Annotated in this window: 13 protein-coding genes; 10 read left to right on the forward strand and 3 right to left on the reverse strand. The window is 68.6% G+C overall.

The genetic code is table 11. The annotated features are described in order from the left end of the window. Nucleotides 1-53 precede the first annotated feature (53 nt). Genes mftA through mftF form a run of 5 tightly spaced genes read left to right on the forward strand, consistent with a single transcriptional unit; the run spans nt 54 to nt 4,164 of the window. Nucleotides 54-161, forward strand: coding sequence for a mycofactocin precursor MftA (gene mftA / locus YWM_RS25660; RefSeq protein ID WP_028850527.1), 108 nt, complete (start codon nt 54-56; stop codon nt 159-161). Further along, nucleotides 151-444: a mycofactocin biosynthesis chaperone MftB gene (gene mftB / locus YWM_RS0109450; RefSeq protein ID WP_028850528.1), complete on the forward strand. Its 294-nt coding sequence runs from the start codon at nt 151-153 to the stop codon at nt 442-444. The genes mftA and mftB overlap by 11 nt, the downstream gene beginning before the upstream one ends. Further along, a complete protein-coding gene (gene mftC / locus YWM_RS0109455; RefSeq protein WP_028850529.1) occupies nt 441-1,658 on the forward strand; it encodes a mycofactocin radical SAM maturase in 1,218 nt (405 codons plus the stop codon). The genes mftB and mftC overlap by 4 nt, the downstream gene beginning before the upstream one ends. Next, the gene (mftD, locus tag YWM_RS0109460; RefSeq protein WP_028850530.1) at nt 1,658-2,830 is read left to right on the forward strand and encodes a pre-mycofactocin synthase MftD; all 1,173 of its coding nucleotides are present in this window, start codon (nt 1,658-1,660) and stop codon (nt 2,828-2,830) included. The genes mftC and mftD overlap by 1 nt, the downstream gene beginning before the upstream one ends. Before the next feature lie 5 nt (nt 2,831-2,835). Continuing rightward, on the forward strand, nt 2,836-4,164 hold the full coding sequence (gene mftF, locus YWM_RS0109465; protein WP_052344733.1) for a mycofactocin biosynthesis glycosyltransferase MftF: 1,329 nt from the start codon (nt 2,836-2,838) through the stop codon (nt 4,162-4,164). On the opposite strand, the gene mftE is transcribed toward mftF, so the two are convergent. Both mftE and YWM_RS0109475 read right to left on the reverse strand, forming a co-directional pair. After that, entirely contained in the window at nt 4,161-4,841 is a 681-nt protein-coding gene (gene mftE / locus YWM_RS0109470; RefSeq protein WP_028850532.1) for a mycofactocin biosynthesis peptidyl-dipeptidase MftE, read from the reverse strand. The genes mftF and mftE overlap by 4 nt on opposite strands. Then, on the reverse strand, nt 4,838-5,641 hold the full coding sequence (locus tag YWM_RS0109475) for a mycofactocin-coupled SDR family oxidoreductase (protein ID WP_028850533.1): 804 nt from the start codon (nt 5,639-5,641) through the stop codon (nt 4,838-4,840). The genes mftE and YWM_RS0109475 overlap by 4 nt, the downstream gene beginning before the upstream one ends. 64 nt (nt 5,642-5,705) lie before the next feature. Between YWM_RS0109475 and mftR the strand changes: the two genes are divergently transcribed. The 5 genes from mftR to YWM_RS22890 all read left to right on the forward strand — a co-directional run bounded on the left by mftR (nt 5,706) and on the right by YWM_RS22890 (nt 10,386). Continuing rightward, entirely contained in the window at nt 5,706-6,314 is a 609-nt protein-coding gene (mftR, locus tag YWM_RS0109480; protein ID WP_043660302.1) for a mycofactocin system transcriptional regulator, read from the forward strand. Between the two features lie 148 nt (nt 6,315-6,462). After that, entirely contained in the window at nt 6,463-6,999 is a 537-nt protein-coding gene (locus YWM_RS26815; protein WP_245565985.1) for a hypothetical protein, read from the forward strand. Nucleotides 7,000-7,603: 604 nt separating this feature from the next. Then, entirely contained in the window at nt 7,604-7,789 is a 186-nt protein-coding gene (locus tag YWM_RS26825; RefSeq protein ID WP_245565989.1) for a hypothetical protein, read from the forward strand. A 255-nt stretch (nt 7,790-8,044) separates the two neighbouring features. Beyond that, nucleotides 8,045-8,749: a TetR/AcrR family transcriptional regulator gene (locus YWM_RS22885; protein WP_084612293.1), complete on the forward strand. Its 705-nt coding sequence runs from the start codon at nt 8,045-8,047 to the stop codon at nt 8,747-8,749. A gap of 374 nt (nt 8,750-9,123) precedes the next feature. Next, a complete protein-coding gene (locus YWM_RS22890; protein ID WP_052344718.1) occupies nt 9,124-10,386 on the forward strand; it encodes an alpha/beta hydrolase in 1,263 nt (420 codons plus the stop codon). A gap of 517 nt (nt 10,387-10,903) precedes the next feature. Here YWM_RS22890 and YWM_RS0109510 read toward each other — a convergent pair. Beyond that, nucleotides 10,904-12,124: an NAD(P)/FAD-dependent oxidoreductase gene (locus YWM_RS0109510; protein ID WP_028850536.1), complete on the reverse strand. Its 1,221-nt coding sequence runs from the start codon at nt 12,122-12,124 to the stop codon at nt 10,904-10,906.

Consider the following 12,124-nt stretch of genomic DNA (forward strand, 5'->3'; position numbering starts at 1 on the left):
ACACCAAGTGCCAATATTCTCGGATGCACGTGACCGACGTCGAGGAGGACGCCATGAGCAACGAGGACGTGCAGACCGTCGCTGTCGAAAACACCGCCGAGGTCGAGGAAGACGTCCTGGTCGAGGACGTGTCGATCGACGGTATGTGCGGTGTCTACTGATCTGGATCCCCGGCGGCCCTATCGGCTCAGCCCGACGGTCTCCCTGCGCCCGGAACCGTTCGGTGCGCTGGTCTACGACTTCGCCACGCGCCGGTTGTCTTTCTTGAAGACACCGACGTTGACGCAGATCGTGCGTGACCTGGACCAGTATCCGGACGTCGACACCGCGATGGCCGCCGCAGGTGTGCCCGCCGGCGAGCACGACCAGTACCTGAAGGCGCTGGACCGGTTGCTCGCGGCGGGCACGATCCACCCGCTGCCCCCGGACGAAGGACCCCCATGAAACTGGTCGACCACTTCCAGCACGGACTCGATGCGCCGATCTGCCTGACGTGGGAGCTGACCTACGCCTGCAACCTGGCGTGCACGCACTGCCTGTCGTCGTCGGGACGACGCGACCCGCGCGAACTGTCCACCGAAGAGTGCAAACGCGTCATCGACGAGCTGCAGCGCATGCAGGTCTTCTACGTCAACATCGGCGGCGGTGAACCGACCGTGCGCTCGGACTTCTGGGAGCTGCTGGAATACGCCATCGACCACCAGGTCGGGGTGAAGTTCTCCACCAACGGCGTGCGCATCAGCCAGGAGCGCGCACGGCAGCTGGCCGCCATGGACTACGTGGACATCCAGGTGTCGCTGGACGGCGCCACGCCCGAGGTCAACGACGCGGTGCGCGGTCCCGGATCGTTCGACACCGCGTGGCGTGCCATGGAGAACCTCGCCGAGGCCGGATTCACCGGCTTCAAGATCAGCGTGGTGATGACCCGGCACAACGTCGACCAGCTCGACCAGTTCAAACGCATCGCCGACCACTTCGATGCCCAGCTGCGCATCACCCGGCTGCGGCCGTCCGGACGTGGCGCGGACGTCTGGGACGAGCTGCACCCGACCCAGGAGCAGCAGCGACAGCTGTACGAGTGGCTGTTGGGCAACGGTGAGAACGTGCTGACCGGCGACTCGTTCTTCCACCTCAACGCGCTGGGCTCGGCCCCGCTTCCCGGGCTGAATTTGTGCGGTGCGGGCCGCGTTGTGTGCTTGATCGACCCGATCGGCGACGTCTACGCCTGCCCGTTCGCCATCCACGACGAGTTCCTGGCCGGCAACGTGCGCGGCCCCGGTGGCTTCACCGAGGTGTGGCGGACATCGGCGTTGTTCGAGCAGTTGCGGCAACCGCAGACCGGTGGCGCGTGCACGTCGTGTTCGGCCTACGACTCCTGCCGGGGCGGGTGCATGGCGGCGAAGTTCTTCACCGGATTGCCGCTCGACGGCCCGGACCCGGAGTGCGTCAAAGGCAACGCCGAGCAGGCGCTCGAGTTGGCCGGCGCAGGTGCCGCACCGAAGCCGGACAAAGACCACTCGCGCCGCACCGCGCCACGCCGACGCTCCGCGGTCCCGGTGTCCATCGGCTGGGGGCCTCCCGACGATCGGATTCCCGATCGTGCGTGTGACACCAGCCCGCTCGCCGGCTTCTCACTACCCGAACCCCGGAGGACCTGATGGCCAGCACCAGACACTGGTTCGAAACCGTCGCCGAGGCCCAGCAGCGGGCCAAGAAGCGGCTACCCAAGTCGGTGTACCTTGCCCTGCTCGCCGGGTCGGAAGCGGGCGTGACGCTGTCGGACAACACCGCCGCGTTCGCCGAGCTCGGGCTGCGGCCGCACATCGCCGACCAGCCCGCCAAGCGCGAGCTGTCGACCACGGTGCTCGGCCAGGAGATCTCGCTGCCGGTGATCTGCTCCCCCACCGGCGTGCAGGCGGTCGACCCGGCGGGCGAGGTCGCCGTTGCCCGCGCGGCCGCCACGTCCGGCACGGCCATCGGCCTGTCGTCGTTCGCGTCGAAGCCGGTCGAGGAAGTCGTCGCGGCGAACCCGAAGACGTTCTTCCAGATCTACTGGCAGGGCGACCGCGATGACATGCTGCGGCGGCTGGACCGGGCCAAGAAGGCGGGAGCGGTCGGGCTGATCGTGACATTGGACTGGGTGTTCGCCACCCAGCGCGACTGGGGCAGCCCGCCACTGCCGGAGAAGCTCGACTTCAAGACGATGCTGTCGTTCGCCCCGCAGGTGTCGGTGCGGCCGGGCTGGCTGCTGCGCTATCTGCGGGCTCGCAGGCTGCCGGATCTCACCACGCCGAACCTGGCCGAGCGGGGACAGAAGGGCCCGACGTTCTTCGGCGCCTACGGCGAGTGGATGCAGACCCCGCCGCCGAGCTGGTCCGACCTGCAGTGGCTGCGGGAGCAGTGGGACGGCCCGTTCATGATCAAGGGCGTGCACCGGCCCGACGACGCGCGGCGAGCGATCGACATCGGCGCTACGGCGATCTCGGTGTCCAACCACGGCGGTAACAACCTGGACAGCACGCCCGCGTCGATCCGAGCGCTGCCCGGTGTGGTCAAGGCCGTGGACGGGCAGATCGAGGTCTTGCTGGACGGCGGCATCCGGCGCGGCAGCGACGTGGTCAAGGCACTCGCACTGGGCGCCCGCGCGGTGATGATCGGCAGGGCGTACCTGTGGGGCATGGCGGCCAACGGGGAGCGCGGCGTGCACAACGTGCTGGAAATCCTGCGCCAGGGCATCGACTCCACGCTGTACGGCCTCGGCAAGGCGTCGGTGCACGACCTGACGCCGGACGACGTGCTGATCCCGGACGGGTTCACCCGGGGCATGTAGTGCCGGTGGTTCAGGCGGGCACCAGGCTCACCCTGGATGCCAACGCGCGCCGCTTTCGCGGGGACCGGGTCCTGCTCGGCGGTTCGCCGTTACGCCTGATCCGCCTCAGCTCGACGGGCGCAGGCTACCTGCGGGACTGGGTGGCCGGCCAGCCCGTCGGAGACCGCTCCGGTGAGCGGCGGCTGGCGGAGAGGCTGGTCGCCGCCGGGCTCATGCACCCACGGCCCAGCGGCGGGCACTACTCCGCGCGCGACGTCACGCTCGTCGTGCCGGTCAAGGACGACGCTTCGGGTGCTGCGGCGGTGGGTACGGCGAGCGAAGGGTTGAACAGGGTCGTCGTCGACGATGGATCAGCTGCTCCCCTGCCGGATGCCGCGGTCCGCCACGACCGCCCACGAGGACCTGCGGCCGCCCGCAACTCCGGCTGGCGGCTGGCGAACTCCGACCTCGTGGCGTTCCTGGACGCGGATACACGTCCTGAACCGGATTGGCTCGAGGCCGTGCTACCGCACTTCGAGGACCCCCAGGTCGCCGCCGTCGCACCGCGAGTACGCAGCGTTCCAGGCCAAGGCGCCCTCGCTGAGTACGAAGCAGATCGCTCCAGCTTGGACATGGGTGCCGATCCCGGTCGGGTGCTGCCGTTGAGTCGCATCGGTTATGTCCCGACCGCGGCGCTGGTCGTCCGGCGGTCCGCGCTGGTCACGGTCGACGGGTTCGACGAAGCGCTCCGCTACGGAGAAGACGTCGACTTCGTCTGGCGCCTGATCGATGCCGGTTACGACGTCCGCTACGAGCCGGAGTCGACCGTGTGGCATGTACCGCGACCAGATGTGCGGTCCTGGCTACGCCAGCGCTTCGACTACGGCACGTCCGCCGCCCCCTTGGCGCGCCGTCACCCGGACCGGCTCGCCTGCGCGCGATTGTCCGCGTCCAGTGCACTCGAATGGGGCCTGACCGTGGGTGGTTTGCCGAGGGCAGCGGTAGTGGCCGCCGCTGCCGGCGCCACTCGCATGATCCGGCGGCTGCGCCGTCGCGGAATTCCCGGCGACGAATCGGTGAAATTGGTGCTCGATGCATCGGCCGCTACCGCAGGGATGCTCGCCGCGGCCGTCCGACGGGGGTGGTGGCCGCTGACTCTGCTGTCCCGTCGCGGCAGGCGCGTGCTGCTGGCCAGCCTGCTGCCGTGCCTGGTCGAGGCCGTCAGGCAGCGCAAGACGCCGGGCTGGGCCGCTTTACGGATAGCCGACGACATCGCCTACGGCATTGGCGTCTGGGTCGGTTGTGCGCGGGAACGCACGGCCAAGCCACTCCTGGCGCAGCGGATTCGCTCCTAACTCTCAGCCATCCATGTGGCGACAGCATCGACCAACGAGTCCGTCCAGCGCTCGAGCACGGCGGCGCCGTCGTCGGCACTGGCGCGCGTGGGATCGCCAAGGACTCCGTTCGGGCTGACCGCGGCCACGCCGCCCCGGCGAAGGTCGTCGATGATGTCCGGCAACGGTGCCGTCACGCCGGGCTCGGCCGCGTCGAGTGCGACTCCGGGATGCTCGAGGCTCAACAACACCGAGGTCTCGGTGTGGCCTGCGTGGGTGTCGTCCGCACGGCCGGCCGGGGCCCAGGCCATCACGGTGCGACCTTCGGCCCGCAGTGTCCGGACGGCTTCGCGCAGCGGCTGGGCGTTGCCGCCGTGCCCGTTGACCAGGACCACCCCGGCGAAGTCGTCAGCCGACCGGACCAGTTCGACGACCAGCCCGGTCAGCATGGCCTGGCCGATCGACAGTGTCCCGGCAAACCCCGCGTGCTCTCCGCTCGACCCGTACGGAATTGGCGGCGCCACCACCACGTCCGGGATGCGATCGGCGAGCCGTCGGCACAGCTGTGTGGCGATCACGGTGTCGGTGCTCAGCGGCAGGTGGGGACCATGCTGCTCGGTAGCGCCCAATGGGACGGCCAGCAGCGTGCGCGCGGCGCGGTCGGTCAGTTGCGGTGAGCGAAGTTCGCCGAGGTTCACGCCGTGAAACCTCCGTCCGCGTGCAGCACGGTCCCGGTGAGCGCCGAGGAATCCGGCGAGCAGAGCCAGCTCACCGCCGCGGCCACTTCGTCGGGGTCAAGGAGGCCGGTGAGCTGATGGGTGGCGAATTCGTCGGCCGAGGGCAGGTCGTAGAGCTGGGCGGATGCCTCGAGCATGGCCGTACGGGTGGAGCCCGGTGACACGGCCGTGACGCAGATGCCGGTGCCTGCCAGATCGTGGGCGAGTCCTTTGACCAGGCCGACGACGGCGTGCTTCGCGGCGTTGTACCCGGCTAGATGGAGCAGGCCGCGGTGCGCCGCGCTGGAGGCTACCGCCACGAATCGGCCGCTCCGTGGTTCTTCCTGGCGCAGCAGGGCGGGGATGGCGGCCCTGGCCAGGTTCGCCACCCCGGTCACGCAGACACCGAAGAGGGCTTCCCACTCGGTCGCGGGCGCCTCCCACAGCGGCTTACCGCCCGCGATGACACCGGCGGCGGCCACGGCCGCATCGAGACCGCCGAAGCGTTGTTCCGCGAGGGCGACGGCTTCTCGTAGCGCATCGACGTCTTGCACGTCAGCGACGAAATCGAGCACCGCATCCGGGTGTCCGGCCGCGAGCGATTCGAGGTCCGCTCGCGTCGCCAGCGGATACGGCACCCGAGGGTCGTCCGCGCAGCGGTCGACCGCGACCACCCGCCATCCGTTGCCAACCAGGCGTCGGACCGTTGCGGCTCCGATGCCCCGCGCAGCACCCGTCACGACGGCGACCCGTCGCTGTGCGCTCGCTGGCTCGTCGGTCACGTCGCTGCCCCTTGACCCCTCGGGAATACGATGATCGTGACACCGAATGCCACGGGAAAGAAGCATGGGTCGACAACCGTCCGGAAACGGCGCGCGGCGTGGCCGTCGCCCAGCCACCAGTCGCGCTGAGCTGGAGCGGGTCGCGTTCGACCTGTTCTCGACGCGGGGCTTCGACGCGACAACCATCGACGACATCGCCGCCGCCGCGAACATCGGCCGCCGGACGTTCTTCCGCTACTTCGACTCGAAGAACGACGTCGTGTGGGGCAATTTCACCGAGCAGTTGGAGTCGATGCGCAGCCGCTTCGCCGAGTGCCCGCCCGAGCAGCCGCTGATGGAAGCCATCCGCGACGTCGTGGTGGACTTCAACCGCTTCGACCCCGCGGTCGTGCCGTGGCACCGCAGGCGCATGGAGCTGATCCTGCGCGTCCCCGCCCTGCAGGCGCATTCGACGCTGCGTTATGCGGATTGGCGGACGGTCGTGGCGGAGTTCGTCGCCCGGCGGCTCGGGGTGGACTCCGACGCCCTGGAACCCCGGGCGATCTCGCACGCCACGCTCGGCGTCTGCATCGCCGCCTACGAGCACTGGCTCATCCATCCGGAAGCCGAATTGGGTGACGTCCTGCACCGGATGCTCACCGAGCTGGCCTCCGGCTTCGGCGCGCGGGTGTGACGCTCTACCTGCTTGCCTCGCCAGTGGCGCCCGATCAGCAATCGACAGCGCACCCGGGCACGGCCGGCGTCTTCCGACGGCTGTTGCCATGTGCGGCTTCACCCGTCGGACGGCAGCGTCACGGGCACCCGTCTGCAAAGATCCACTGGTGCGTAATCCGACCGTCCGTGCTCACCCGCCAGGCGTGGTCGTCGCCGCCGCGTTGCTGGTCGCGTGCAGCGTCGTCGGCGGCATGTGGGGTGCCGCCGCATACGACGCGATCCGGGTCAGCATCGTGGACATGTCGCTGGCCTATGAGCTCGGACATCTCGGTGAGCTGACCGACGCCTCCGGCGACCCCATGCCACGCGGCCTGGATCGCGACACCCTCCTCGTCATGGCCATCGCCGGGTTCATCACTTGGATGATCGCTTACGCGGCCACCGTCGCGTCCCGGCGGCGCATCGGGGACCCGAACGCGATCTCGTTCACGCTCGGCATCGCGTTCCCTGCGGCCGCCGTGGGATTCTTCTGGCTCGCCGGCGACTGGCCGCAGGCCGGACAGGGCGATTGGAACGCAGCGGAGCGGCTCATTCAGCATGGGGACGTCTGGGTCCCGTTGCTCATGCTCGCCGCCGGTTTCCTGCTGCTCCGCTGGTGGTCACGCTCCGAACCGGCGCCCGACAAGGTCGACGACGACGCGTAGTCGCAGACGTCCTGACGTCGAACCGGCGCCCGCCCCTTCACGCGACCCAGCGACAGCCGACCGACATCACGGTCGGCATCCCCGTTGCCTGCGCAGATCCGTGGCGGCGACGACCGACGCGAGCGCGAGAATCCGACGTCGCCGCGGTGGCCAGGCTCTACGGTCGTCTCCTCAAGGCACTGGGCGTCCTGCCGAACGGAAAACTCGAGGTAGTCGCCCGACGCGATCTAGTAGGCCCATACATCGGGCGCACCGCGACCGTCTTCGAGGGGGCTCACGGCGGCGTGCTGTTCATCGAGGAGGCCTACCCCCTGACTCGAACCGGAGGCACGAACGCCGACTTCGGGCAAAAAGCGATCGACACGCTGGTCGAGCCCATGGAGGACCACCGCGCCGAAGTGGCGGTCATCGTGCCCGGTTACACCGCTGAGATGCGGCAGTTCCTGGACAACAATCTTGGCCTGACCTCTCGTTTCGCCCGCACGCTGGAATTCGAGAACTACACCCCCGAGCACTTGTCGCCATCAGCAAGCGCATCGCCGACGCGGCGAATTACCGGCTGGACGAGGGTGCCAAAGGCGGGCTACTCGATAGGTTCAGCCGTATCGACCGGGATCAGAACTTCGGCCACACACGGGAAGCCCGGAAACCGCTGGAACGGGTACGGAAGTGTCAGGCGTCGCGGCTGCGCACACTGAATCGCCGGCCGACCAGGGATGATTTGTGCACGCTGACGATCGATGATCTGAACACGGCACTGGAAAGCGACGAGCTCGTCGGCCACGAATAAGCCCGGCGAAACCGTGCGCAATATCGCTACGCCCGACCGACCAGCCGGCCCAGCTATTGACCGCACGGACGGTTTATTCTCGATTTCTAATACACTTTAATTTTCGCCGCAATGCTTTGCGGGTCCGGCACGACGGGAACACCGGCAAATCGAAACCAGCCGCGATCGACGGCACCGCGGCCACCGAGGGGTGCCTGTTCGGGCAACATCCCACGGTGCGCCACGGACGGTAACCTCACCAGCTAAGATCGATTCGTGCCTAGAAAAACCCCGAGCCGTGAGCACGCCGAGACCTCCGGCACCAAGTCCGCGCGTACCCGCCAGCGGATCCTGGATGCCGCGGCGCACGTGCTCAGCCGCAAGGGGTTCGCGGGCACGCGCCTGACCGACGTCGCCGAGGTCGCCGAGCTGCAGGCTCCTGCGATCTACTACTACTTCCCCTCCAGGGAAGACCTCATCGAAGAGGTCATGTGGTCGGGCATCGCACACATGATCGACCATGTGCAGCAGCAGCTGGACGCACTGCCCGACGACACCCCGGCGCTGGACCGCATCGAGGTCGCCGTCGAGGCGCATCTGCGCTATCAGCTGGAGATTTCCGACTACACCACGGCGTCGATCCGCAACTCCGGCCAGGTACCGGAGAACATCAGAGCCCGGTTCAGCACCGAGGCGAACCGGTACGGCGACATCTGGCGCAAGCTCTTCCAAGAGGCCAAGCGCGAAGGCTCCATCCGTCCGGAACTCGACCTGCGCGCCGCCCGCATGCTCGTGCTCGGCGCGCTGAACTGGGCCGCCGAGTGGTGGAACCCCCGCCGCGGCACGCTCGACCAGGTCATTCGCACCGCGAAGTCACTCATCCGGGCCGGCCTGAGCTCCGCGGACGAGGCGGACACCCCGGAGCCCCCGACGCAGCGATCCCGCGGCCGAGCCAAGAAGTCCGCGAAGGCCGCGAGCTGACCAGCGACCGGGCGTGACACGCCCGACCGCGCCCTGAGCTCCAGCATCCTGGATCGCTCCATCACGCCGAGTCCACGGCTTTCGTACGCGAACCGAGCCTCCGACGGCACCTCGGCCGCGCCACCACACGCTGATCACTCGATCGTGTGAGGATCTGGAATTTAATTTAGTCTATATTATAGGCTCCGCCGACAACGCAGGGATGCAGCAGGCCCTCGACGAGGTGCCGCGCCGGCGGGCGAGCGAAGCGACGGCGACGACCACAGCGCACCCGAGGGGCGGGCACGCCTGCGCTCTTTGCCAGTGAAAGTCCATCCGACCCGAGGAAGCCAATGAGGAAAATACCCCGACGACGTGGTGGCATTCTTCTCGGCGTGGCCGCGCTGTTAGGCGTGTTCTTCGCCATTCCGGCCGATGCGTCGGCGGAGCCCACGAAATGCCGCGCGGTGGAAGTTCCGTTCACCGTTGCCGGTCAAACCGGCCCCATTGCCGGGACGCTGTGCACCCCACCCGGCGCGAACACGATTCAGATTCTTGTGCACGGCTGGACGTACGACCAGCACTATTTCGACTGGCCGGTCAAGCCGGAAACGTATTCGTACGCGCGTAAGGCCAACGAGGCCGGTTACGCCACGTTGGCGATCGACCGCCTCGGTGCGGGTGCGTCGATGCGGCCGCCGAGCTTGTTCACCACGTTCAACAACAACGCCGAGGCGCTGCACGAGGTGGTCACCGCCGTGCGGGACGGCTCGCTGGGCAAGAAGTACGACAAGGTCGTCACGGTGGGCCACAGCCTCGGCTCGCTGACCGTGGCCCAGGAAGCCGGCCAGTTCAAGGACGTCGATGCCATCATCACGACCGGGTTCGTCCACACCATCAACTACGTCAACGTGATCGCCGAGGTGTTGGGCAGGGATCACTTCGCGATGGGCGACCCGAAGTTCGCCGGAGTGGTCAAGGATCCGCTCTACATGACCAACATCCCCGGCACCCGGCACACGTTCTTCTACGAGCCGAACACCGACCCGGCGGTGATCGAGGCGGACGAACGCCTGAAGGGCACGGCGAGCCTGGTGGACTTCGCCACCGGCGCGGGCTTCAACCTGGTCAACGTCGACCGTGACCTGAACATCCCGGTCATGGTGGTCACCGGAGACAAGGACCGGCTGTTCTGCGGGCTCGCGTCCGTCGACTGCAGCTCGGCGAAGAACCTGATCGAGCACGAGCGCGAGTGGTACGGCCCGGACGCCACCATCGAGGCGTACGTGCCCCGCAACACCGGGCACAACACCGCGCTGGAGAAGACGGCTCCGCAGTCGGCCGCACGCATGATCGACTTCGTCGAACGGCACGTCGGCCATGGCACCGGTGTCACCGGCGCGGCACCTGGCAAGCGGCCGGAGATTCCGAGCCCGCCGCCGACCAAGCCGTCGCCGGTCGCGGCGGTGGCGGCGACTGCGTTCGAGAAGGCGGTCCTGCCGGTGGCGAACGCCTACGTGGAAGCGGTGAAGAACGTGCCTGGCCTGGGTGACACGTCGAACCCGGTCCCCGGCGCGGACAAGCTGTTGGCCACGGTGGCGAACAACGCCCACAAGATTCTCGGCACCCTACCCGCCGAGTTGATTGGCGCACCGTAACCGCGCTCCCTGGAAAAAGCTTCGGCGCCGGTGGCTCCTCTGCCGCCGGCGCCGAAGCCTTGTGTGGGGTCGAGCAGGGTTCGCGACGCGAACCGAGGTGATGGCGAGTGGGCTCGCGGCGGACGCTGCGGAATGTGTGGCCCACTGACGCCGCGGCTGATGACGGACTAATGCCCGCGTGCTCAGGTCAGCCGGCGCGACTGGTAGCGGGCTGGTGCCCGCCTGCTCGGTCATCCGACACGGCTGGTAGCAGGCTGTCGGCGCGTGCGGACGTCAAGCGGCGCGGCTGGTAGCGGCCAAGGCGCTGCGCGCGGACACCAGCCATCCCGGCCGACCAGCGACCGGCGCCGCATGCTCCGATCGAACGGCGCGGCTGGTAGCGGACCGGCGTCGCGTGGGACATCAGCCGGCGACCGACAGCGGACCGGCGGCGCTTGCGCAGATCTGGCGGCGCCACGCGGAGCCGCGTCGTGCGGACGGTCGACGAGGCAGCTGGTCGTCGTCCCCGCTGTCCCGGTCAGGCGGATGCCGCGACGGCTCGCCGCTGCTCGGCGAAGGCCACAGCGTCCGCCCAGCTTGCACCCTTCATGATCAGCCCGCGGAACTTCATGATGACGTTCTGCCCGTTGATCGTCAGCGCCCCGACCAGCCGGTCGCCCTCCCGGTACAGCGCCACGACGCGACGATCACGGGCCGGATCGCCCTCGACGATGCGCACTTCCTCGGCCGCCGGAATGCCGACGAACTGAATGCGGCTGTCGTACCAGTCCGACCAGAAGTACGGGACCGTCCGATACGGCTTCGCCTCCGCCGGGTGTACCGCGTTGCGGGCGGCCACCGCCGCCTGTTCGGCCGCGCTGGTCCAGTGCTCCAACCGCATCGCGCGATCGAACAGCGGGTTGTGCCAACGGGCGACGTCGCCTGCGGCGTAGATGCCGTCCCCGGCGCACAGGTATTCGTCACAGACCACGCCGTCGTCCAGAGCCAGCCCCGAACCGGCCAGCCACTCGGTGTTCGGCTCCGCACCGATTCCCACGACGACCAGGTCCGCATCGATCGCCGTGCCGTCGGACAGCACGACTCGTTCGACGCGCCCCTCCCCCTCGATCCGTTCGACGCCCACACCGCAGCGCAGATCGGTGCCGTGCCGGTGGTGCAGCTTTGCGCAGACACGCCCCATCTCGTCGCCGACCGCCCGGGCCAGTGGAGTCGGCTGGGCCTCGACCACGGTCACCTCGAGTCCGCGTTTGCGCGCGCCGGACGCCACCTCCGAGCCGATGAACCCGCAGCCGACGACCACCGTTCTGGCGCCCGCGTCGAGGGCCCCGCGCACAGCCATCGCGTCATCCAGGGTGCGGAGAGTGTGGACACCGGCCAGCCCCGCCACTCCGGGCAGCCGTCGAGCCGTGGCACCCGTCGCGATCACCAGCGCGTCGTAGTCGAGACGGCTCTCGCCGAGGAGAACCTGCTTGTTCGCGGTGTCCAACCCCGTGGCGGAGGCTCCCAGCAGCAGCTCGACGCCCAGGTCGTCGCGTAGCTTCTCCTCCGTACGGAAGTACGGCGCCTTCGGCTCCACGCCGTCGAGGTAGGCCTTCGACAGCGGCGGCCGGTCGTACGGCAGATGGTGCTCGGCCCCGACCATCGTGATCGTGCCGGAGAAACCAGCCTTTCGAGCGGCTTCCGCGGCACGCAGCCCGGCCAGCGATGCGCCGATCACGACGAGGTTCTGCGGTGACAT

Source organism: Thermocrispum municipale DSM 44069 (assembly GCF_000427825.1).
Taxonomy (GTDB): Bacteria; Actinomycetota; Actinomycetes; order Mycobacteriales; family Pseudonocardiaceae; genus Thermocrispum; species Thermocrispum municipale.